Origin of the sequence: Rhodoferax sp., from assembly GCF_023701345.1 — a bacterium.
GTDB lineage: Bacteria > Pseudomonadota > Gammaproteobacteria > Burkholderiales > Burkholderiaceae_C > Rhodoferax.
In genome coordinates this window covers 1-22833 of sequence record NZ_JAMPXE010000050.1, presented here as the reverse complement: position 1 = coordinate 22833, position 22833 = coordinate 1, and the positions used below count along the sequence as shown (strand labels likewise).

The 22833-nt window shown below is 62.2% G+C and carries 15 protein-coding genes; 2 read left to right on the top strand and 13 right to left on the bottom strand.

Annotated elements, in window-relative coordinates:
- Positions 1–699: isocitrate/isopropylmalate family dehydrogenase (locus NDI87_RS08805; RefSeq protein WP_296274836.1), on the top strand; the 699-nt coding region annotated here is incomplete at its 5' end.
- A gap of 120 nt (positions 700–819) precedes the next feature.
- Here NDI87_RS08805 and NDI87_RS08800 read toward each other — a convergent pair.
- The 8 genes from NDI87_RS08800 to NDI87_RS08765 all read right to left on the bottom strand — a co-directional run bounded on the left by NDI87_RS08800 (position 820) and on the right by NDI87_RS08765 (position 11816).
- Positions 820–1401, bottom strand: coding sequence for a Fe-Mn family superoxide dismutase (locus NDI87_RS08800; protein WP_296274835.1), 582 nt, complete (start codon positions 1399–1401; stop codon positions 820–822).
- A 56-nt stretch (positions 1402–1457) separates the two neighbouring features.
- The gene (gene xseA, locus NDI87_RS08795; RefSeq protein WP_296274834.1) at positions 1458–2735 is read right to left on the bottom strand and encodes an exodeoxyribonuclease VII large subunit; all 1278 of its coding nucleotides are present in this window, start codon (positions 2733–2735) and stop codon (positions 1458–1460) included.
- Between the two features lie 344 nt (positions 2736–3079).
- On the bottom strand, positions 3080–4603 hold the full coding sequence (locus NDI87_RS08790) for an adenylate/guanylate cyclase domain-containing protein (protein ID WP_296274833.1): 1524 nt from the start codon (positions 4601–4603) through the stop codon (positions 3080–3082).
- A gap of 276 nt (positions 4604–4879) precedes the next feature.
- Positions 4880–6739, bottom strand: a complete 1860-nt coding sequence (locus NDI87_RS08785; RefSeq protein ID WP_296274832.1) for a patatin-like phospholipase family protein — start codon at positions 6737–6739, stop codon at positions 4880–4882.
- Positions 6740–6769: 30 nt separating this feature from the next.
- On the bottom strand, positions 6770–8710 hold the full coding sequence (locus tag NDI87_RS08780) for a bifunctional acetyl-CoA hydrolase/transferase family protein/GNAT family N-acetyltransferase (RefSeq protein WP_296274831.1): 1941 nt from the start codon (positions 8708–8710) through the stop codon (positions 6770–6772).
- A 92-nt stretch (positions 8711–8802) separates the two neighbouring features.
- On the bottom strand, positions 8803–10494 hold the full coding sequence (locus tag NDI87_RS08775; protein ID WP_296274830.1) for an AMP-binding protein: 1692 nt from the start codon (positions 10492–10494) through the stop codon (positions 8803–8805).
- Between the two features lie 98 nt (positions 10495–10592).
- Positions 10593–11483 (bottom strand): dienelactone hydrolase family protein, encoded by an 891-nt coding sequence (locus NDI87_RS08770; protein WP_296274829.1) that lies wholly within the window; start codon positions 11481–11483, stop codon positions 10593–10595.
- A gap of 15 nt (positions 11484–11498) precedes the next feature.
- Positions 11499–11816, bottom strand: coding sequence for a DUF1840 domain-containing protein (locus tag NDI87_RS08765; protein WP_296274828.1), 318 nt, complete (start codon positions 11814–11816; stop codon positions 11499–11501).
- A 190-nt stretch (positions 11817–12006) separates the two neighbouring features.
- On the opposite strand from NDI87_RS08765, the gene NDI87_RS08760 reads away from it, so the two are divergent.
- Complete coding sequence (locus tag NDI87_RS08760; protein WP_296274827.1) at positions 12007–15024, top strand: transglycosylase domain-containing protein; 3018 nt, start codon at positions 12007–12009, stop codon at positions 15022–15024.
- Between the two features lie 68 nt (positions 15025–15092).
- Here NDI87_RS08760 and NDI87_RS08755 read toward each other — a convergent pair whose 3' ends face one another.
- From NDI87_RS08755 to aceE, 5 genes are all read right to left on the bottom strand, one after another.
- Positions 15093–16325 (bottom strand): MFS transporter, encoded by a 1233-nt coding sequence (locus tag NDI87_RS08755; RefSeq protein ID WP_296274826.1) that lies wholly within the window; start codon positions 16323–16325, stop codon positions 15093–15095.
- Positions 16326–16331: 6 nt separating this feature from the next.
- Positions 16332–16766 (bottom strand): chromate resistance protein ChrB domain-containing protein, encoded by a 435-nt coding sequence (locus tag NDI87_RS08750; protein ID WP_296274825.1) that lies wholly within the window; start codon positions 16764–16766, stop codon positions 16332–16334.
- 481 nt (positions 16767–17247) lie between these two features.
- Positions 17248–19110 (bottom strand): dihydrolipoyl dehydrogenase, encoded by a 1863-nt coding sequence (lpdA, locus tag NDI87_RS08745; RefSeq protein WP_296274824.1) that lies wholly within the window; start codon positions 19108–19110, stop codon positions 17248–17250.
- Positions 19111–19230: 120 nt separating this feature from the next.
- Positions 19231–20883, bottom strand: a complete 1653-nt coding sequence (gene aceF, locus NDI87_RS08740; RefSeq protein WP_296274823.1) for a dihydrolipoyllysine-residue acetyltransferase — start codon at positions 20881–20883, stop codon at positions 19231–19233.
- A gap of 27 nt (positions 20884–20910) precedes the next feature.
- A partial coding sequence (gene aceE / locus NDI87_RS08735; protein ID WP_296274822.1) for a pyruvate dehydrogenase (acetyl-transferring), homodimeric type occupies positions 20911–22833 on the bottom strand: 1923 nt, incomplete at its 5' end.

Genomic DNA, 22833 nt, shown 5'->3' with positions numbered 1-22833 from the left:
TTTGTGGTGCGCGAGAACACCGAGGGCGAATACACCGCGCTGGGCGGCATCATGTACGAGGGCACCGAGCGCGAAATCGTGATCCAGGAGTCGGTCTATTCGCGCCACGGCGCCGACCGGCTGCTGAAATACGCGTTTGAGCTGGCCCAAAGCCGCCCGCGCAAGCACCTGACGCTGGCCACCAAGTCCAACGGCATCGCCATCAGCATGCCCTGGTGGAACAGCCGGGCCGATGCGGTGGCCAGCGCCTACCCCGAGGTGACGCTGGACAAGCAGCACATCGACATCCTGTCCGCGCGCTTCGTGCTGCAGCCCGGCCGCTTTGACGTGGTGGCGGCCACCAACCTGTTTGGCGACATCCTGTCGGATCTGGGCCCGGCCACCACCGGCACCATCGGCCTGGCGCCTTCGGCCAACCTCAACCCGGAGCGTGTCTTTCCGTCGCTGTTCGAGCCGGTGCATGGCTCGGCGCCCGACATCTACGGCAAGAACATTGCCAACCCGGTGGCCATGATTTGGTCGGGTGCGCTGATGCTGGACTTTCTGGGTGATGGGCAAGGCGTGATGCGCCAGGCGCACGATGCCATCGTCGCGGCCATCGAGACTGTTTTGAAACAAGGCCCGCGCACGCCTGATCTGGGCGGCGATGCTTCGACGACAACAATGGGCGAGGCCCTGGCGGCGCAGATTGCCCGCTGACCGGCAACAGTGATCGGCACAAAAAAAACCACCCGAGGGTGGCTTACTTGAAGCTTGCGGGTCAGACCACTCGCGCAGCGACGTGCTCTGACCCCAACTGATTAGTGCCTTGGCAAGGTCTCAGGCAAAGTTGGCTTCAGCGAAGCGCCAGTTCACCAGGTTGCTCAAGAAGGTTTCCACATATTTGGGACGCAGGTTGCGGTAGTCGATGTAATAGGCGTGCTCCCAGACGTCAACCGTCAACAGCGCCTTGTCGGCGGTGGTCAGGGGCGTGCCGGCAGCACCCATGTTGACGATGTCCACCGAACCGTCGGCCTTTTTCACCAGCCAGGTCCAGCCGGAGCCGAAGTTGCCGACAGCACTCTTGACGAAGGCTTCCTTGAACGCGGCGTAAGAGCCCCACTTGGCGTTGATGGCAGCCGCCAGCGCGCCGCTGGGTTCACCGCCGCCGTTGGGGGTCATGCAATTCCAGAAGAAGGTGTGGTTCCAGATCTGGGCGGCATTGTTGTAGATGCCGGCGCTGGATTTCTTGACGATGGACTCGAGGTCCATGCTTTCAAACTCGGTGCCCTTTTGCAGGTTGTTGAGGTTGACCACATACGCGTTGTGGTGCTTGCCGTAGTGGTATTCCAGGGTTTCCTGTGAATAGTGGGGTGCCAGGGCATCCATCGCAAAAGGCAGGGCGGGCAAAGTATGTTCCATGTGATCCTCGGTGTTGAGTTGCAGAAATGAAATTGTAAAAACTTCCGGAGAGTAGCTTACACGACTCTCAAATCAACCGTGCCGTCAACAAGGGTAGCCTTGACCGCCTGGCCCGGCGCGGTCTGCCGGCAACTGGCAATGGTGTTGCCCTGCTCGTCGGACAGCATGGCGTAACCGCGCGCCAGCACCAGCTGCGGGTCGAGCAGGTTCAGGCGCAGGCCGGCCCGCTCCAGCCGCTGCGCCTGCTGCTGCCAGGCGCGCTGCAGGGCGGTGGGCAATTGGGCCGCCAGGCGCTGCTGATGCTGTTCCTTTTGCTGCAAAAAATGCCGGGCCGCGCTTTGCAGGCCATGGGCACTGGCCGCCAGCCGCAGGCGCTGGCTGGCCAGGCGCTCCGAGGGTCGCCCCAGGCGCGCAACGGCCCGGTCCAGCCGCTGGCCCTGGCGGTCAAGCTGGCGCAGCACGGCATCACCCAAGCGCCGCTGCGCCAGCTCCAGCGCGCCCAGCCAGGCCTCGCGCGGCTGCGCCACCAGCTCGGCGGCGGCGGTGGGCGTGGGCGCGCGCAGGTCGGCCACGAAGTCGGCAATGGTGAAGTCGGTCTCGTGGCCGACGCCACAAATGATCGGCACCGGGCTTTGCACCATCAGCCGTGCCAGTGCCTCGTCGTTGAAGGCCCACAGGTCTTCCAGCGCACCGCCGCCGCGCACCAGCAGAATCACGTCAATCGGCACGCTGTTCAATTGGTACAAAGCGCTCAGCGCGGCCATCAACTCGGCCGGCGCATTGGCGCCTTGCACCGAGGCCGGCGCCAGCACCACCGGAATGTGCGGCACGCGCCGCTGCAAGGCGCTGACCACATCGTGCAGGGCGGCCGCGCCGAGCGAGGTCACCAGCCCGATGGCACGCGGCATCACCGGCAGCGCGCGCTTGCGGGCGGCATCAAACAAGCCCTCGGCTTCCAGCCTGGCCTTGCGCTTGAGGAATTCCTCAAACAGACTGCCCTGGCCGGCGCGGCGCATGCCCTCCACGATCAGTTGCAGGTCGCCGCGCGGCTCATAAATGCCCAGACGCCCCTGCACTTCCACCAGCTCGCCATCACGCGGCGCAAAGTCCAGGCCGCCGGCGGCACGCTTGAACATGGCGCAACGCAGTTGCCCGGAGGCATCTTTCAGCGAGAAATAACAGTGACCGCTGGCAGCGCGTGAAAACCCGGACAACTCGCCGCGCACCGTCACCGGGTTGAAGCGTGCCTGCAGCGCATCGGCAATGGCGCGGCACAGCGCGCCGACCGACCAGACACTGCCGGAAACCGGCTCAAAAGACGCTGCCGGGCTCATGCCAAATCACCTGGCGCCAGCAACGCGATAGCCAATTGCCCACAGTTGTTCACGATGCTGCAAAACTTAAAAAAGCTAGCAGGCATTTGTGACTCCTCGTAATACATCATTGATTTCATTGAGTTTTTTACTGATTAATTTGTCATCAAAGTAACACAAACCAAGCGCAGAGCCATTTGGCGACGTTTATCAGGGTATTTACTCACAAAGTTATCCACAGAAATTGTGGGCAACTCACAAGGACATCAAAAAATTTTGACCTGGGTCATGTGAATCCTGAAAACCCGCCTCACTTTTCGCCACACAGGCGATTTGACCATGCAGCCAAAATCATCGCGGAATGCTCAAAGCTTGGGCAGCACCTCGGCCACGGCGCAGGTGGCGATGTCCATCAGTTTGGCATGGCGCGGCTCGTTGCTGGACAAGAGCGTGGTCACCTGGGCATAGGAGTTGTTGACAAACACCTTGCCCTCGGGGGTGTCACGCTCCACGCCGTAACGGATCTTGGCGCGTTCGTTGTTGGACAGCTTGCTGATCAGGCCCTTGGTGGCCCAGACTTTGCCAAAACGCGCCAGGTCGGACAATCTGCCGCAGATGTTGATGGTTTCACCCAGCACCACCAGTTCAAAATTGGTGTTGGTCTTGAAGGTGCCGAGCCATTCCTCGCCCTCGCTAAGCCCGATGTTCATGTACAACTGGTTGGTCCAGCCCTTGCGCACCTTCCAGTCATGGCTGATGCTTTGCATGGTTTCGCGCACCTTGTTGGCGCACAGCACGGCGTTCATCAGGTAATTGCGGTCGGGCTGCGGAAAGAAGTAATAGACCATGCCGTCACCCGTGTGCTTGCCATAGGCGCCGTAATATTCCCGGAAGATCGGGTCGAGCGTGGACCAGATCTGGTTGATCAGCGCGAAGTAATCCTCGGGCGGCAGCTCGGAACAAATGCGCACCGAGTTTTGCAGGTCGGCCACCATCACGGCCAGCGGCGTCAGCACCGGCAGACGCTGGCTCAGCAAATTGCGAATGAGCGTGTCGCGTCGCGATATAGAGTTCAACAGCTGATTCACATCCTGCTTGTCGGGCACATAGACAATCAACACGCCTTCGCGAAAGCTCAAGGCCACCACCTGGCAGGGACCGATGTCGGGGTCCGGGTGCATCAGGCCAACAATGTGCTGCAGGCGGTTGTCGGGCTCGGGGCATTGGTCGTAACAGGTCATCAGCCAGTGCCGCTGCGCATCAGGCAGGTCACCCAGATTCTGGCTGAAGGTCTGGCGCGGCAAACGGCTCTTGATCAGGCCCAGATGGGCATTGAACAGGTTGGACTGCTCCAGCGCGGGCAGGTCGGCCGCCCAGTCGAGCAGGGTCGGCACAATCGAGCGATCGACGGCGCGCTCCGGGATCTGGTTGCCGGCAAAGAATTCTTTCTGGGCCAGCGCGTTAAGCCAGATCAACTGAAACTCGAAATTGACCATGTAGGCCGCATAAGGAATGTTTTCCACCGAGACCTGGACCGATTCGCTGGCCTGGACCGTGGCCGTGGCGCTGCGTTTTTCAACCACCGGGGGCTTGTCAGCCGGCGCTCTGGCGGCTGGCAGTGGCGGTGCCGTCTGCGTGACGGGTTCTGCCGCATCGGCCAGCTGGTGCCTGATGTCGTCCATGCTGGCACCATCACGCTTGAGTTGCTGGATCTGCCGGATGCGCTCCAGCGCCCAATCCGGGAAATAGCCCAGCGTGGTGGGCGCCTCGCCCGGCACCGCCGCTTGCCGGCGCACCTCGGGCCGGGGCAGCAAGCCAACGGCAATGTAGTTGTTCAGGGTGGCACGCGAGATACCAGCCCCTTCAAGCAGCGCAACGCTAGTTAACATGAGATGACTCACTGTTTCTTTATTAGACAGTTGCAACTATATAGATAGCCAGCTGGAATGCAAGTGTCTAAATTAGACAGCTTGCATTTAGACAGTTACATGTGGCCTCAAAACATCAGATGCCCAAGTTAGTCAACTGTCTAACTATGTGAGCGATCATTTAGACAACTGTGCAAGTGCATAAACAAGCACGTCCGGCCGGTGCCGCTGGCTTCAGCTCTCGGCCAGCGCCGAATTGAAGCGGCGCAGCAAGGGCCGCAGCAAATACGCCGCCCCTCAGGCACGCGACCGGAACGCCCTGAGCTGGTCTTCAGGCATGGCGTCCAGCACCTCGCAGGCGTAGTCATAACCCTGCCTGGCGATGCTGTCAAAGCGCTGCCACTGCAACATGCCGACGCGCTCCAGCGGCGGGCTGAAGTAGAGGTCGGTCAGGCGGCGCGATTCGTCCTGGCGTGAGTTGCTGTACATGATGTTGACATTGAGCAGATAGGCCATGAACGAGGGCAGCTTGTAGCGGCGCTGCGGGCGCGCTCGCAGGCGGTCGCGCAACAGCGCCCAGGTGCCCGGCACTTCTTCAAACGCCACGGGCTTGGGCTTGCGCACGGCCAGGTCCATGCCGATCACCTGGCCAACGCCCCGGCGCTTGCGCATGATGCTGACCGGAAAGTTGTTGAAGGTGCCGCCGTCAAACAGCAGCTCACCCGCCAGCGGCACCGGCGGGAACGCGCCGGGGATGGCGGTGCTGGCCAGCAGCGACTGGGTCAGCGGCCCATGGCTGATGACCTGCTCGCAGGCCTTGGTGTAGTTGCTGGCCACGCAGAAGTAGTTTTTCCAGGTGTCTTCGATGTCGGCCGGGTGGCCGAAGATGTGCTCCAGCGCCACCTGCAGAATGCGGCGCATGCGGCGTCCGCGAATCAGCGAAATCAGCGGCAGCAGGTTGAAGTCACCGGTGGGTTTGTCGGCAAAGGCGGCGCGCGCAATCGGCAGCACGGTTGCCAGCGGCTGGTCCGAGGCGACCATGGCCGCCATGATGGCGCCAATGCTGGTGCCACCGACAAAGTCAACCACCAGGCCGCGCTCCTGCAGCGCCTGGTACAGCCCCAGGTGCGCCAGCCCCTTGGCGCCGCCACCGGCCAGCACCAGGCCCACCGCGGTGCGGCTCTGGATGCGCGCCAGCCGTGCCATGTCGCTGTCCAGCGCCGGGCGCACATGCACATGGTCGGTGACCGGGCGGCGCGCCAGCCATTGGCGGGTGCCTTTGGGGCAGCGCAGCGCAGCGTCGTGCAGCAGCACCAGAATCTGCGCCGCGTCGCTCTGCCCTTCCCGCTGCATCAGGCAGGTGGTTTCTGTTTCGTGCAGCACGGGGGGCTGGCTGGCATCGGCCAGCAGCAAAATCTCGTCGCTGTGGCGGCTGCAGCGTTGCGTCCAGGCGCTGGCATCGGCATCGCCCACCAGCAGCACGAAGTCGTGCGCCAGTTCCAGTTGGTCCAGGTGCAGGGCAATGCGGCGGTTGGCGGCGGCATCGATGACCGCGCTTTGCGCCAGGCCCGGCTGCTGCAGGGCGGCATCGAGACTGGCGGCATCGACCACGCAGACCTTGCCCATGTGGCCCAACTGGGCGGCCAGGCGGCGGGCGAAGTCGGCCGCGTCCACCCCCGCCGTGACGGGCAGCAGCGCCATGGCCACCGGCGGCGGCACCGCCGTGCGCGGGCTGGTGCTGGTGAGGCGCTTGATCATCTGGCGGGTCAGCGCAATCGACATTTGCGCGCTGCTGGCCAGCAGGCTGGCGAACTCGGACTTGGCCAGGCGCACCAGCACCGAGTTGCGAATGGCCACCACCGTGGCGCTGCGCGGCTCGTCGGTGTACAGGCTCATTTCACCAATCACCTCGCCGCGCCCCATCTCGCGCACCATGTGTTCAGCGCCGTCGTCGCCCAGCACCGAGGCCCGCAGGCGCCCGCTGATCGACAGGTACATGGCGTCGCCGGGATCGCCCTGGCGCATCAGGGTTGCGCCGGCGGCCAGTTCAAACCACGTCAGGTGACTTCGCAAAAGCTGCAGGGCCTCGGCGTCAACGTCACCAAGCATGCGTTGCAAATGGTGGGTGAGCACCTGCTCGGGGTAGTCGGTCGGCATGAGAATCCAGTCAAGGTTTGGCAAAACGCCTTAGAACAAGGTGGTCACGCGCACGGTGTCCAGGGTGGGCTCGGTACTGACCTGCAGCGAGCCATTGCGGGCCAGCCGGATCATCTTGTCGTTGTCGGGCAGGATTTCTGCCAGAAAGCCGCGCACACCGCGCGCCTTGGCATGGCGCACCATGCACGCCTGCAGGCTGGACCCCAGGCCGCAGCCCTGCCAGTCCGGGTGCACCATGAAAGCGGTTTCGGCCAGATTGGTGGAGGGGTCGACAAAATAACAAGCCTGGGCCACGATCTGTGCGTTTTCCCGGCTGCCGACGGCTGCGACAAAAGCCACCTCGGACTCAAAGTTAAGGTTGCACAGGCGTTGCACGTCCTTGTTGGACAGGCCGCGCACCTTGCGAAAAAACCGGGTGTACACGTCTTGTTGCGGCAAACAATGAAACAGCGCGCGAATGGCCTCGCCATCCGACGAGGTGGCCGGGCGCAGCAACACCTGCCTTTTGTCGCGCAGCACCACGCCCTGCTCTTCTTCCACCGGATAGGCGCGCATGTTGTGCAACGTTTGCCCGGGCGGCAAGTAGCCCAGCGCCTGGGCCTGCGCAAACAGTTCGGCCCGAAACTTGGGGTGCGCCACTTCAATCAGCGCCACCGCGCGCTCGCGGATGGACTTGCCAAACAGGTAGGCAATGCCGAATTCGGTGATGACGTAGTGCACCGCCGTGCGCGGCAGGCTGGCACCTTCCCCCGGCTGCAGCATGGCCCGGATGCGCGAGGTTTCGCCGTCGTCTTCGGTGGAGGTCAGGCAAATGATGGGCTTGCCGCCTTCGGACAAGGAGGCCCCTTCGAGAAACTCCATCTGCGCCGCCATGCCGCTGTAGTAGTCGCCCTGCAGCTGGTCCACACAGACCTGGCCCGTGAGGTCGATGGCAAAGGCCTGGGTGACCGACACCATGCGGTGCTGCGCGGCAATGGTGGCGCTGTGGCAAACCGTCTCGATCGGCTGAAACGAAAACAGCGGGTTGCGGTCGATCAGGTCATAGAGCCGGCGCGAGCCCATGGCAAAGCTGGTCACGATCTTGCCGACCTGGCTGCTTTTGCGCTTGCCGGTCAGAATGCCGCGCTCCAGCAGCGGAATGATGGCGTCGGTCACCACATCGGAGTGGATGCCGAGGTCTTTGCGGTCGGCCAGATGTTTGAGCGCTTCGTTGGTGATGCGGCCGAGCCCGATTTGCAGCGTGGAGCCGTCCTCGATGATGCCGCTGATGTAGCGCGCAATCTGCTCCATGGCCGGCCCGGACGTGGCCGGATGCACAAACTCGATGACCGGGGTGTCGACCAGCACCAGCTGGTGGATCTGGCTGATGTGCAGGGTGGAGTCGCCCATGGAGCGCGGCATGGCCGGGTTCACCTCGGCAATCACCAGCCGGGCCCTGGCCACGGCAGCCGGGATCACGTCCACCGAGATGCCCAGGCTGACATAACCGAACTCGTCGGGCAAGGACACCTGGATCAAGGCCACATCGACCGAAATGCGGCCAATCGCGATCAGTCCCGGCACCCTGGCAATCGACATCGGCACATACTCGGCCAGCCCCTGTTTCACGGCTGCGCGCATGTCCTGGCCGACAAAAAAAGTGCGGTGCCGGTAATGTGAGGTGCAGCGCCCCTGCTCGTCGTGAGGCACCGCATGGTCGGTCAGGAAGTGCACCAGTTCCACGTCGGAGGGGCGTGGTTTGCAGGCCTCCAGCGCCGCCACCAGCGCGCGCGGGGTGGCGCAGGCGGTGCCAACAAACACATGATCGCCATCACGCACCTGCAACAGCGCTTGCCCAGCGCTGGTGATTTTGTCAGCATGTGCTTGCAGTGCGGCCGGCAGAGCTGGTTCTGCCTCTGGCGACGACCCACCCAGACGGGCACGCAAACCATTGCCCAGGCGGGTCAAGAGACTGTCAGTAGCTTGGTCCATAAAAGCCGCCCTCGTCTTGAATTTTTGATCGTGAACCTGACTGCACACCAGACTTTCGTACCGGTTTCAGACGGCTTGAACTGAAGGAAGTCTCAGCTGCCTTGCCAGATCACCGGCTGACCCGATTCTTCCCAGCGGGCGTAATTGGCTGAATAGATGTCCTCGATACGGTTTCTCTTGACCTTGAAGGTGGGCGTCACGATGTCGTTCTCGACAGTCCACGCGGTGGTGGCGACAACCAGGCATTTGAGCTGCTCGTGCGGGTCGAGGCTGGCATTGATGGTTTTCAGGTGTTGCGCCAGCGCCGCTTCGACCAGGCCGCGCCTGGCCGGGTCTGCGGCACGCGCCACGGCTTCGGCGTTGAGCATCACGATGCCCAGCGGCTGACCCAGATTGGCCCCGGTCACCACGCAGGCCTCCACCAATTCGTGCATGACCAGCTTGTCTTCGATGGGCGCGGGCGCCACGTATTTGCCCTTGCTGGTTTTGAACAGGTCCTTGACGCGCCCGGTGATGTGCAGGTTGCCCTGCGCGTCGATGTGGCCCTTGTCCCCGGTGTGCAACCAACCGTCGGCGGTGAAAGAATCGCGGGTCGCTTCAGGTTCTTTGTAGTAGCCCTGCATCAACGCCGGGCTGCGCATCTGGATCTCGCCGCTGGTCGCTTCAATGCGGATATCAACCCCCGGGTAGGCAGGGCCAACCGAGCCCTCCATGTTTTGCCCTGGTAGCGTCAGGTTGGAGACCGCCAGGTTTTCGGTCATGCCATAACCTTCGTTGATGGGCAGACCGAGCTTGCGGTACCAGGCCAGCAGCGGCACCGGCATGGGCGCGGCGCCGCCGGCGGCAAAGCGGCATTGGTCCAGCCCCAGCGCTTTTTGTATCTTGCGCCGCACCAGGCCGCCAATGAGGGGAATGGAGAGCAGCCGGTTGAGCTTGGCGGGCGGCAATTTGTGGTGCACGCCGTGCTGGAACTTGACCCACAGCCTGGGCACCGAAAAGAAAATGGTGGGGCGCGCGCGCTGCAGGTCGGTGGCAAAGGTGTCGAGCGATTCGGCAAAAAACACGTGCATGCCGGTGAGCAGCCAGCCATGCTCCACCAGCACGCGCTCGACCACATGGGCCAGCGGCAGGTAGGACAGCATGCGGTCTTGCTGTGTCATGCCCACACTGGTAGCACCGGTGCCGATCGCCCAGGAGAAATTGGCAAAGCTGTGCATCACGCCCTTGGGCATGCCGGTGGTGCCGGAGGTGTAGATCAGCGTGGCGAGTTCATCGGCATCACGCACCACCTCGCCCTGAAGCGGCTCATTGCGGGCGTTGATGGCGTCCCAGCCCTCAAAACGCTTGACGGCATCTGCGGGTGAAAGTGGGTAACTGATGCAGGGCATGTCGGCTGGCACGCCGGGTTTCATCAATTCCCAGTCGTCAAGCTTGCCGACAAAACAGGCCCGCGCCTCGCTGTGCGACAAAATCTGCCGCACCGTGCCATGTGCCAACGTGGGGTACAGAGGTACCGACACGTAGCCGGCCATCCAGATCGCCAGGTCACTCATCAGCCACCAGGCACAGTTTTTGGACAAAATGGCCACTTTGGTGCCGGGCTCCCAGCCCTGGGCTTGAAGGTGGCTTGCCATGCGCCGAACTTCATCGCCCACTTGCGCCCAGGTGAAGTCCCGTGTGACACCGCCGCCCATCGGCTGGGTCAACGCAACCTGTTCGGGTGCCGTCTTTTCCCAAAAATACAGGCGCTGCAAAGCCAGCAAATCAGATGAAACAGGATGCATGGTGCTTGTCTCCGTCATGGTTGATATTGCACTCCCAGTGGAGTTCAAGGCGCTCAGTATAGGCAGACCACCCGCACTTGTGAACCCTCCCAAGCACCCTACCCGCGCAAAGTTTTCTCAAAAAATGCCAGCGTGCGCTGCCAGGCCAGTTTGGCACTGGCAGCATCAAAGCGCGGTGTGGTGTCATTGTTGAAACCATGCTGGGTGTCCGCATACACATGCGCCTTGTAGCGCACGCCGGCCGCCTTCAAAGCGGCCTCATAGGTCGGCCAGGCGGCATTGATGCGTTCATCGACAGCAGCAAAATGTATCAGCAGCGGGGCCTTGACCTTGGCAGCCTCGTCAGCAGGCGGGTGGTTGCCATAAAAAGGCACGGCAGCGCCAAGCTCGGGCAGGCGCGTGGCCAGCACATGCGCCACGCCGCCACCCCAGCAAAAGCCCACCACGCCGACTTTGCCGCTGCCGTCGGCGCGATGTTTCAGGTAACGTGCGCCAGCCACAAAGTCTTCCCGGGTTTTGGCCTGGTCAAGCTTGGCAAACAGTTCGCGCGCCTTGTCCTCGTCGCCCGGGTAACCCCCCAGCGGCGTCAGTGCATCCGGCGCAAAGGCCATGAAACCATCCAGCGCCAGGCGCCGCGCGATGTCTTCGATGTGCGGGTTCAAGCCCCGGTTTTCATGCGCCACCAGAATGGCGGGCAAGGGGCCGCTGGCGCTGGCCGGACGGACCAGGTAGCCGTTGACCGTGCCATGGCCGTCGCGAGACGGATACGACAACCGCTCGCTCCTGAGCCGCTGGTCATCCGGTTTCACTTGCTGTGCCTGCGCAAAATTGGGGCTCAGCGCGGCCAACAGCATGCTGGCGCTCATGCCGCCAACGGCAAATTTTTGCGCCCCCGCCAGAAAACCGCGCCGGTCAATGGTGCCGTGGACGTAGGCATCAAACAGGATCAACAGCTCCTGGTCAAAGTCTTGCGCAGTCAGTCGTTTCATGGGGTGCTCCTGAATTCACACGCCCCAGACGACATCTTTGCCCGCCTGCGCGCAGGTTCTGAGCAAATCGATGAAGGGCGCTGCGCGTTGACGCAACATGGTGCTGTCGCCTTCGACTTCAATTTGAAGGCCAGGGTTGGCACGACGACGGGCTTCAACTTCCTCGTGCAGCACAATGGCTGATTCCAGTGCGGCAATGGCGGCAGGAATTTGGGCCGCGGTGATGATGCCCTGCGCTGCGGGTTCTTTGCCAATAATGGCGAGCATCTGATCCCCATTGGACTTGAGCATGATGACATCTGCGGCAACTTGGGATTTGAATTTGTAGATCATGATGGTCGCTCCAGTGGTTAGTTGGTGTGAACTCTACTATGTTGTGCAGGTTAAGCCAAGCTGGCTGCCCCTTCAATGACAAAAATCAGTGCGACTGCCGCGCGCCGACTGGAAGTTTGTATATTCAGCAATGTGTCGCGCGGCATGGCCCGCACAGAGCAAACTACCAAAGAGATTCAGGACGATGCGTATGCAGGGAAAGTGGGTTTCATTTTTTTTCTGGTCCAAGATCGTATTGGCATCTTCCGTGCTGCTATTGCTGGTCGTCGTTGGGCTGCTGGTCGCCCGGGAGATGCGAACTTCGAATTACCAGGCGCGTTTTTTTGCTGGCCTGGCCAGCAAAGCGACCTATGCGCCAGGCGCGGGACCGAGTCCGTCCATCCGTTTCCCCCGGAGTGCGCCGTATGACGACAGGCTCGGTTATGCCGGGTTGCCGGTGTTTCTCGGCCAGCTCAGGAGCCGGGATTTCGAGATCGTCCAGCAGGCACGAATCTCGACCGGCATGGCGCAGATCGTGGACCAGGGTTATTTCGCCCCCTATCCTGAAAAGACCCAGAGCGGTCTGAGCATTCTCGATTGTCACAACGACAGCCTGTTTCAGGAGCGTTATCCGAAACGGGTTTTTGAACGCTTTGACGATATCGCGCCGATTCTGGTGCAGAGCCTGCTGTTCATCGAGAACCGTGAACTGCTCGACCCCAGCCATCCGAAGCGCAACCCGGCAGTGGAGTGGGACCGGCTGGCCAATGCGGTGCTGATCAAGGCCAGGAGTGCGATCACCGGCGATGGCAGAACGCCCGGCGGCAGCACACTGGCAACCCAGATCGAGAAATACCGCCATTCTTCCGAAGGACGCACGTCATCGATCCAGGAGAAACTGCAGCAGATGGTGTCGGCCGCCTTGCGCGCCTACCAGCAGGGCGAGGATACCGGCGCGGTGCGGCGCCAGATCGTGCTGGGCTACCTGAATACGATGCCGCTGTCAGCCAAGGCCGGCTTTGGCGAAGTGCATGGCCTGGGCGATGGTTTGTGGGTCTGGTACGGGCGCGATTTCAACGAAGTCAACCGCATCCTGAAAAACGCGGCCGCGCAGCATGGCGATCTCGACGAGCAGGCGCTTCTGTACAAGCAGTCGCTGAGCCTGCTGATCTCGCAGCGCCGCCCCTCGTATTATTTCGGCGCCGATGAGGCCGAACTGGAGCAACTCACCGACAGCCATCTGCGCCTGCTGGGCAGCGCCGGCGTGATCACCCCGGCGCTGCGCGATGCGGCGCTCAAGGCGAAGCTGAACCGGCGTGCCGACAAGGTGCCGGTGGCTACGGTTTCCTTCGTCACGCAGAAGGCGGCCAATGCGGTGCGCACCCATCTGGCCGGCCTGCTCGGCGGCAGCCGCCTGTACGATCTGGACCGCCTCGATCTGAGCGTGGCCAGCACGCTCGATGCGCCGGTGCAGACGGCGGTGACCACCCTGTTGCGGGAATTGCGCGAACCGGCCAGCGCCGCAACGGCCGGACTGTCAGCCAGGCAGCTGCTGGCGCGCGGCGACCCGGCCAAGGTGGTGTACAGCTTCACGCTGTATGAGCGCGGCGCCGATACCAATTACCTGCGGGTGCAAACCGATAACTTCGACCAGCCGCTCAATATCAACGAAGGCACCAAGCTCGACCTCGGCTCGACCGCCAAGCTGCGCACGCTGGTCACCTATCTCGACATCATGGACAAGCTGCACCAGCGGCTGTCGGCACTGGATGACAAGCAATTGCGCGCAGTCGAAATCGACCGCAAGGACGTGCTGACGCGCTGGGCGGCCGATTATTTTCTGACTGCGCAGGATAAGGGCCTGGGCGCGATGCTGGATGCGGCGCTGGAGCGGCGCTATTCGGCCAATAACGCCGAAGGCTTTTTCACCGGCGGCGGGCTGCACCACTTCGACAACTTCACGCGCGAGGACAACGGCAAAGTGATGTCGGTGCGTGACGGGCTGCGCAATTCGGTCAATCTGGTGTTCATCCGGCTGATGCGCGATATCGTTCACCACTACATGTTCCTGACCCCCGGCTCCTCGGCCAGGCTGCTGCAGGACGCCGACGACCCGCGCCGCGCCGCGTATCTGGCGCGTTTCGCCGACCGCGAGGGGCAGGTCTTCATGCGCCGCTTCCTGGTCAAGTACCAGGGCAAAACCGCGCAACAGGCGCAGGAGTTGCTATTGGAGGGCGTGCGTCCGACCGTGTCGCGACTGGCTGCCATCTTCCGCACCCTTTTGCCGGATGCGCCGCTCGAGCAGTTCACCGCTTTCGTAAAAGAGCATCTGCCCGACGGCATCGACCCGGCCGAGCCGAGGCTGGCCAAACTCTACGCGCAATACGCGCCAGAGCAGATGTCGCTGGCCGACCGCGGCTATCTGGCGAGCGTGCATCCGCTGGAGTTGTGGCTGGTCGGCTACCTGCGCAAGCATCCGGGGGCGAGCCAGACACAAGTGATGCAGGCCAGTGTCGCCGAGCGCCAGGCGGTGTATTCCTGGCTGTTTTCGACCCATCGCAAGCATGCGCAGGACAAGCGGATTCTGGGCTTGCTCGAAGGCGAAGGGTTTCTGGAAATCCACCGTCAATGGGCGGCTATGGGTTACCCCTTCGATTCTTTGGTGCCGTCGTATGCGAGCGCGCTCGGGGCCTCGGCCGACCGTCCCGCCGCGCTGGCGGAAATGATGGGGATCCTGGTCAACGACGGCGTGCGCAAACCGGCCACGCGCATCAAGTCGCTGCACTTCGCTGCCGCCACGCCCTATGAAACCGTGCTGCAATACAAGCCAGGCCAGGCGCAACGGGTGCTGGCGCCGGAAGTGGCGCAAGCGGTGCGCGGCGCGATCCGGCTGGTGGTGGAAGACGGCACCGCAAGACGCGTGAAGCAGGCCTTTGTGCGGCCTGACGGCAGCATCATTCCGGTCGGCGGCAAGACCGGCACCGGCGATCAGCGCTTCGATACCTACGGCGCGGGTGGCCGCCTGATTAAATCGCGCGTGGTGAACCGCTCGGCGACTTTCGTGTTCAACATCGACGAGCGCTTCTTCGGCACCATCATCGCCTACGTGCCGGGCGCGCAGGCCGCCGCCTACGACTTCACCAGCGGCCTGCCGGTGCAATTGCTGAAGGTGCTGGCGCCCAAGCTGATGCCGCTGATCAATGCAGGGGCGTGCGAAGCAACACACTGAGCCATGAGCGGATGTTCCGGCTATGGCGGCCGGCCCGACAGCGCCCGGCTGCTCAGGCTGCCGCCAGGTCAAAGAAATTTAGCGCCGGTTTGGCCCATATTTTCTTCCGGCGGTTTCAGCGTGCTAAAACTTCGATAGAGCGCCAGGTCATACACGAGTTTCAGGCCGCCACATAGAAAGAAAGGAACGCTGAGCAAGGCCGGGCTGGCCAGAAAAATTCCTGTCAACGCCGGCGAGAGCGATGCGCCGACCGAACGCGCAATGCCCGTCACGCCCGCCGCGGCCGAGCGCTCATCCGCCGAAACGACGGCCATCGTATACGACTGCCGCGTGGGTACATCCATCTGCGAAATGCTGAAACGCGCCAGCAGCAGGCCGATGGCCAGGGGCAGGTTCGGCATCAAGGGCACAAGCACCAACAACAGGTTGGAGGGAACATGGGTGAAGACCATGGTGTTGATCAAGCCAAAGCGCTTCGCCAGGGGCACCGCCAGCAATGCCGAAATCCCCGCCAGAATATTTGCGCCAAAAAAGAGGCTTCCCAGCACGCCTGTGTCCACGCCAAATTTGATATGGAACCAATACGCGATCATGCTCTGCAGAATGAGGCCGCCCGCGAATGCGTCTAGCGCGAACAATGCTGACAAGCGCAGCACCACGGGGCGCGAGCGGTGCAGTCCCAAAACAAGTTTTGTCTCGGCTGGAATCTTTTTCTGCACTTCGACGGCCGATGACACGGTCAGGAAAAGCAGCGTCAAAATCAGACCACCGGCGGCGTAAGCGCCCAGCACCACCCGGTACGCGTCCAGCGCCAGCCAGCCGCGGTCCTGCAGGATTTGCGCCACCCAGCCACCGCCAAGCGCGCCGGTGGCGGTCGCAAACGAACCCGCCAGGTTGTACCAGGCGAAGACCTGCGTGCGCTTTTCGTCGGGAATGATCTGGCTCAGACCGGCTTGTTCGACCGAAAGAAACGGTCCGATCTCGTTCCCGCTCGGGCTGATGACGCCAATGATTGCGGCGGCCATCAGCAAGACAATGTTATTCGTCAGAATGAACACGAGTCCCGCGCCCAGCATCAACAGCGCGCCAATCTGCAAAGTGCGCCGCCGGCCAAACCGGTCCGCAGACGTGGTCAACCACAATGAAACTGCGGCGTCGCCGGCCAGTGTCAGCGAGAACAGCAAACCGATTTGCTGCTCAGTCAGCCCGACTTGCGCAAGATAAAGAGCCAGGATGAGTGACAGGAATCCGTAGCAAAAAAGGCGGACGATGCGTGTCGCGAAGAGAATTTTCAAATCCATCTGGCGTCATTTCCCCGCCACATCCAGCCGGCACCACGCATACAGCGCGTCGTAAACTTCGAGCTGGTGCTGCAGGTTTTCCAGATCATCCGGAAAGCGCAGACCATAGCCGCTGGCAATTGCTTCCAGTCCGCGCGCAAGCGGATCCTGGTCGATATCCGCGCCGACGTCCGCGGCATGGACGATTTTTGCCAGCCGCAACAAACCCGGCTCTTTCAATTCATACTTCAAAATGATGGATTCAAAGGAGCAACGGCCATCATGATGTCCGAGTTCCACGCCGGGCGCGTCAAACGGGATCGCGCCTGTTTCCCTGGCAACTTTATCGATTTGATTCTTGGGCACAAATAAAAACTCCGCTTCGCTATCGATAAAGCGGGTGATGAGCCACGGACAAGCGACGCGATCAACGTGGACATGCGAGCGGGTAATCCATTTCATGGCAATCTCCTTCAGCATACTTTCATGGTAAACCAGTAATGTTCCACACGTTGTTACATCGGAACGTCGTAAGTTAATGAATTTTTTGTCAAATTTTCTGTTTGAGTCTGGTCTCGATTTGAACGTCGTCGAGCTTCAAACTGTTGGTTTTTTGCGAGTCCCCGCCCAAAACCGTCATGCACCAAGGCAAGCCCGTATTTGCGCAACTCATGCTCTGTCACATGGGCTTTCGCGGCCAGACGATTTCGCCCAGCACTTGATTGGCTTGGCTCGTCCCCTGTGCGCCACGGAGCCGTTCGGGCTGGAACTCGATGCTTCGGTCTACGCGTTCAACGCCAGCACCATCGTCCAGTTCTGCACCGTTGCCTCTTGCACATACCACTGCCGGGCGTCAGCGCCTGCCCCAACTGCGGCAACAAGCGTTGCCCATAGCCCGAACCGGTGAGGGCTCGGGCTATGCAGGGTAGCTTGGATGCTTGGTCTATTTGCGCACCGGCGGCAAATCGGTGCAACTGCCGTGCGCCACTTCGGCCGCCATGCCGATGCTCTCGCCCAGCGTCGGGTGCGGATGAATCGTCTTGCCGATATCGACCGCATCGGCGCCCATCTCGATCGCCAGCGCAATCTCACCGATCATGTCGCCGGCGTGGGTGCCGACCATGCCGCCGCCCAGAATCTTGCCGTGGCCGTGCGCCTCGGGTGAATCATCAAACAGCAGTTTGGTGACGCCTTCGTCGCGGCCATTGGCAATGGCGCGGCCGGAAGCGTTCCACGGGAACAAGCCTTTTTTGACCTTGATGCCCTGGGCTTTCGCCTGGTCTTCGGTCAGGCCGACCCAGGCCACTTCGGGGTCGGTGTAGGCCACGCTCGGGATGACGCGGGCGTTGAAGGCAGCTGCCGCCAGTTCCTTGTTGCCCTGCAGTTCCCCGGCGATCACTTCCGCCGCCACATGCGCCTCGTGCACCGCCTTGTGCGCCAGCATGGGCTGGCCGACGATGTCACCAATGGCAAAGATGTGGGGCACGTTGGTGCGCATCTGGATGTCAACATTGATGAAGCCACGGTCTGTCACGGCCACACCGGCCTTGTCAGCGGCAATCTTCTTGCCGTTGGGTGTGCGGCCGACCGCCTGCAGCACCAGGTCGTACACCTGCGGCGCGGGGGCGGTGCCGCCCTCCTCGGCTGGCGCGAACGTCACCTCGATGCCCTCGGGAGTGGCTTTGGCGCCCACGGTTTTGGTCTTGAGCATGATGTTGTCGAAACGCGGCGCGTTCATCTTCTGCCAGATCTTGACCAGGTCGCGGTCGGCGCCCTGCATCAGGCCGTCGAGCATTTCGACCACGTCCAGGCGCGCGCCCAGCGTGCTGTACACCGTGCCCATTTCCAGGCCGATGATGCCGCCGCCCAGAATCAGCATGCGCTTGGGCACTTCTTTCAGCGCCAGCGCGCCTGTCGAATCCACCACGCGCGGATCGTCGGGCATGAAAGGCAGGCGCACCGCCTGGCTGCCGGCGGCGATGATGCACTTCTTGAACGCAATGGTCTGGCTCTTGCCGGTTTTCTCCTGCGAAGTTCCGGTAGTTTCCTCGACCTGCACATGGTTGGCGCCGACAAAGGCGCCGTAGCCGCGCACCACGGTGACCTTGCGCATCTTGGCCATGGCGGCGAGGCCGCCGGTGAGCTTGCCGATAACCTTTTCCTTGTGGCCGCGCAGGGTATCGACATTGACCACCGGCTTGCCAAAGTCCACACCCAGGGCGCTGAGGTGGCTCACTTCGTCGATGACGGCGGCCACATGCAGCAGCGCCTTGCTCGGGATGCAGCCCACGTTCAGACAGACGCCACCGAGTTGGGCATAACGCTCGACCAGAATCACCTTGAGGCCAAGGTCGGCGGCGCGGAACGCGGCCGAATAGCCGCCCGGGCCGGCGCCGAGCACCAGCAGGTCGCAGTCGAGGTCGGCGCTGCCGGCAAAGCTGGCGGCGACGGGGGCGGGTGCAGCAGAGACGTCATTGCGAGGGCCATCGGCCCGTGGCAATCCATCCGTGGATTGCTTCGCTTCGCTCGCAATGACAGGGTTCGCGGGGGCGCTGGCCACGACTGCGTCAGCGGATTCCAGCACCAGCAAGAGCGAGCCTTCGGAAACCTTGTCGCCCAGGGCAATCTTGATCTCCTTGACCACGCCGGCGTGGCTGCAAGGGATTTCCATGGAGGCCTTGTCGGACTCCACGGTGATCAGGCTTTGCTCGGCCTTGACGCTGTCGCCGGGCTTGACCAGCAGTTCAATGACGGTGACTTCAGCGAAGTCGCCAATGTCGGGGACCTTGATGTCGATGAGTGCCATATTTCTCTTTCTAATTAGGAGAGGCTATTTGACTTCGTCATCGCGAGGAGCGAAGCGACGTGGCGATCCATGCATTGTGGGTTCATGGATTGCCGCGCTTCGCTCGCAATGACGAGAAAATCAGAGCAGGACCCTGCGGAAATCGCCGAGGATCTGGCCCAGATAGACGTTGAAGCGGGCCGCAGCGGCGCCGTCGATCACGCGGTGGTCCCAGGTCAAGCTGAGCGGCAGCATCAAACGCGGCTGGAACGCCTTGCCGTCCCAGATGGGCTCGATGGTCGAGCGGCAGACGCCCAGGATGGCAACCTCGGGCGCGTTGATGATGGGCGTGAAATAACGCCCGCCAATGCCGCCCAGGCTGCTGATGGTGAAGCTGGCGCCCGACATTTCGGCCGGGCTCAGTTTGCCGTCGCGCGCCTTCTTGGCGAGTTCGCCCATTTCGGTGCTGATCTGGAAGATGCCTTTTTTATCGGCATCCTTGATCACCGGCACCATCAGGCCATTGGGTGTGTCGGCGGCAAAACCGATGTGGAAATACTGCTTGTAGATCAGCGCATCGCCGTCCAGGCTGCTGTTGAACTCGGGGTATTTCTTGAGCGCGGCCACGCAGGCCTTGATCAGGAAGGCCAGCATCGTGACCTTGACGCCGCTTTTCTCGTTTTCCTTGTTGGTGGCGACACGGAAGGCTTCGAGGTCGGTGATGTCGCAGTCGTCATGGTTGGTCACCGCCGGAATCATGATGGCGTTGCGCAACAGGTTGGCGCCGCTGATCTTCTTGATGCGGCTCATCTCCTTGCGCTCGATCGGGCCGAACTTGGCAAAGTCGACCTTGGGCCAGGGGATCAGGCCCAGGCCGGCGCCGTCGTTGCCGCCAGTGCCAGCGCTCTTGCCTTGCGCCTGCGCCGCCACGGTTTGCACCGCGCCACTCATGACCGAGCGGGTGAAGGCTTGCACGTCGTGGTCGGTGATGCGGCCTTTCAAGCCGCTGCCCTTGACTTCTGCCAGTGGCACGCCGAGTTCGCGGGCAAACTTGCGCACCGAGGGCGAGGCGTGGGGCAGGCCCAGCGACGGGGTCGCCGTAGGGATGTGGGCCGGTGCAGCCAGCGCTGCTGCGGGCGCTGCTGCGGCTGCCACTGGCGCTGCAGCTGCCGGGACAGGCGCAGACGCGGGGGTTGGCGCTGCTGCAGCGGCCGTGGTCACACTGCCTTCCAGAATCGCCAGCAGGTCGCCAATGTTGACCTTGTCACCAAGCTTGACCTTGAGCTCCTTGATGACACCGGCGGCGCTCGACGGGATTTCCATCGAGGCCTTGTCCGACTCGACGGTGATCAGGCTTTGCTCCTGCTTGACGCTGTCACTTGCCTTGACCATGATCTCGATCACGGTCACGTCCTTGAAGTCGCCAATGTCGGGCACACGCACTTCGACCGGGCCACTCACCGCGACAGCGGGTGCCGATGCGGGGGCTGCGGCAGGCGCGGCAACTGGTGCCGCAGCAGCGGCTACCGGAGCCGGTGCTGGCGCAGCGGCATCGCCAGCCACTTCGAGCATCAGTATCAGTGAACCTTTTTTAACCTTGTCGCCCAGGGCGACCTTGAGTTCCTTGACCACGCCGGCGTGGCTCGACGGGATTTCCATCGAAGCCTTGTCCGATTCGACCGTGATCAGGCTTTGCTCGGCCTTGACGCTGTCGCCGGGTTTGACCATCAATTCAATGACGGTTACTTCATCAAAGTCCCCAATGTCCGGGACTGACACTTCTATGATTGCCATGTTGTTCTTCCTTATTTTGTTGTTGGCTCAAGCGTACAAAGGGTTCACTTTGTCGGTGTCGATGCCGTACTTGGCAATGGCCTCGGCCACTTTGCTGACCGGCACCTTGCCGTCTTCGCTGAGCGCCTTGAGGGCCGCGACCACGATGTAGTGGCGGTTGATCTCGAAGTGTTCGCGCAGCTTGGAGCGGAAGTCGCTGCGGCCATAGCCGTCGGTGCCCAGCACCTTGTAGGTACGGCCCTTCGGAATGAACGAACGGATCTGCTCGGCGTAGGCCTTCATGTAGTCGGTCGACGCCACCACCGGGCCGTCGTGGCCGGCGAGCTGTTGCGCCACAAACGACAGTTTCGGCTGGTCCGTGGGGTGCAGCAGGTTGTCACGTTCGCAGGCCTGGCCATCACGCGCCAGTTCGTTGAAGCTGGGGCAGCTCCAGACATCGGCGCTCACGCCCCAGTCCTGGGCCAGCAGGGTTTGGGCGACAAAGCTCTCGCGCAGGATGGTGCCCGAGCCCAGCAACTGCACGCGCGGTCCGGCCGCGCCAGCCGCACCCGGTTTGCACAGGTACATGCCCTTGATGATCTGCTCTTCGGTGCCCGGCGTCAGACCTGGCATGGCGTAGTTTTCATTGAGCAGGGTGATGTAGTAATAGACGTTTTCCTGTTTTTCGACCATGCGCTTGAGGCCGTGGTGCAGGATCACGCCGACTTCATGGGCGAAGGTCGGGTCGTAGCTGACGCAATTCGGAATCGTGCCGGCCAGAATGTGGCTGTGGCCGTCTTCGTGCTGCAGGCCCTCGCCATTGAGCGTGGTGCGCCCGCTGGTGCCGCCCAGCAAAAAGCCGCGCGCCTGCATGTCGCCGGCAGCCCAGGCCAGGTCGCCAATGCGCTGGAAGCCGAACATGGAGTAGTACACGTAGAACGGCACCATGATGCGGTTGCTGGTGGAGTAGCTGGTGGCCGCCGCGATCCAGCTGGCCATGCCACCGGCTTCGTTGATGCCCTCCTGCAACACCTGGCCCTTGACGTCTTCTTTGTAGTACATCACCTGGTCTTTATCAACCGGGGTGTATTGCTGGCCATCGGGGTTGTAGATGCCGATCTGGCGGAACAGGCCTTCCATGCCGAAGGTGCGGCCTTCATCGACCAGAATCGGCACCACGCGCGGACCCAGCGCCTGGTCACGCAGCAACTGCGTCAAAAAGCGCACATAGGCCTGCGTGGTGGAAATTTCGCGGCCTTCCGCCGTGGGCTCGATGACGCTCTTGAACACTTCGAGTGCCGGCACGGTAAAGTGCTCGTCGGCCTTGGTGCGGCGGTGCGGCAGATAGCCGCCCAGGGCCTTGCGGCGCTCGTGCAGGTATTTCATTTCCGGCGTGTCGTCGGCCGGTTTGTAGAACGGAATGTCGGCAATCTGGCTGTCGGGGATCGGGATGTTGAAACGGTCGCGGAAGATCTTGATGTCTTCGTCGGTGAGTTTCTTGGTCTGGTGCACATTGTTCTTGCCCTCGCCGCTTTTGCCCATGCCAAAACCCTTGACGGTCTTGATCAGCAGCACGGTCGGCTGGCCCTTGTGGTTGACCGCAGCGTGGTAGGCGGCGTACACCTTTTGCGGGTCGTGGCCACCGCGGCGCAGGTTCCAGATGTCGTCATCGCTCATCTTGGCCACCATCTCCAGCGTCTTCGGATCACGGCCAAAGAAATGCTTGCGCACATAGGCGCCGTCGTTGGACTTGAAGGTCTGGTAGTCGCCGTCGAGCGTGTCCATCATGAGCTTGCGCAGGGCGCCGTCCTTGTCGCGCGCCAGCAGCGGGTCCCAGTTGCTGCCCCAGAGCAGCTTGATCACGTTCCAGCCGGCACCGCGGAAAGTGCCTTCCAGCTCCTGAATGATCTTGCCGTTGCCGCGCACCGGGCCGTCCAGGCGCTGCAGGTTGCAGTTGATGACAAACACCAG

Bases quoted from the DNA above. Each gene is read 5' to 3' on its own strand.
- NDI87_RS08800 (WP_296274835.1), bottom strand. From the start codon at position 1,401: ATGGAACATACTTTGCCCGCCCTGCCTTTTGCGATGGATGCCCTGGCA.
- xseA (WP_296274834.1), bottom strand. From the start codon at position 2,735: ATGAGCCCGGCAGCGTCTTTTGAGCCGGTTTCCGGCAGTGTCTGGTCG.
- NDI87_RS08790 (WP_296274833.1), bottom strand. From the start codon at position 4,603: ATGTTAACTAGCGTTGCGCTGCTTGAAGGGGCTGGTATCTCGCGTGCC.
- NDI87_RS08785 (WP_296274832.1), bottom strand. From the start codon at position 6,739: ATGCCGACCGACTACCCCGAGCAGGTGCTCACCCACCATTTGCAACGC.
- NDI87_RS08780 (WP_296274831.1), bottom strand. From the start codon at position 8,710: ATGGACCAAGCTACTGACAGTCTCTTGACCCGCCTGGGCAATGGTTTG.
- NDI87_RS08775 (WP_296274830.1), bottom strand. From the start codon at position 10,494: ATGCATCCTGTTTCATCTGATTTGCTGGCTTTGCAGCGCCTGTATTTT.
- NDI87_RS08770 (WP_296274829.1), bottom strand. From the start codon at position 11,483: ATGAAACGACTGACTGCGCAAGACTTTGACCAGGAGCTGTTGATCCTG.
- NDI87_RS08765 (WP_296274828.1), bottom strand. From the start codon at position 11,816: ATGATCTACAAATTCAAATCCCAAGTTGCCGCAGATGTCATCATGCTC.
- NDI87_RS08760 (WP_296274827.1), top strand. From the start codon at position 12,007: ATGCAGGGAAAGTGGGTTTCATTTTTTTTCTGGTCCAAGATCGTATTG.
- NDI87_RS08755 (WP_296274826.1), bottom strand. From the start codon at position 16,325: ATGGATTTGAAAATTCTCTTCGCGACACGCATCGTCCGCCTTTTTTGC.
- NDI87_RS08750 (WP_296274825.1), bottom strand. From the start codon at position 16,766: ATGAAATGGATTACCCGCTCGCATGTCCACGTTGATCGCGTCGCTTGT.
- lpdA (WP_296274824.1), bottom strand. From the start codon at position 19,110: ATGGCACTCATCGACATCAAGGTCCCCGACATTGGCGACTTCGCTGAA.
- aceF (WP_296274823.1), bottom strand. From the start codon at position 20,883: ATGGCAATCATAGAAGTGTCAGTCCCGGACATTGGGGACTTTGATGAA.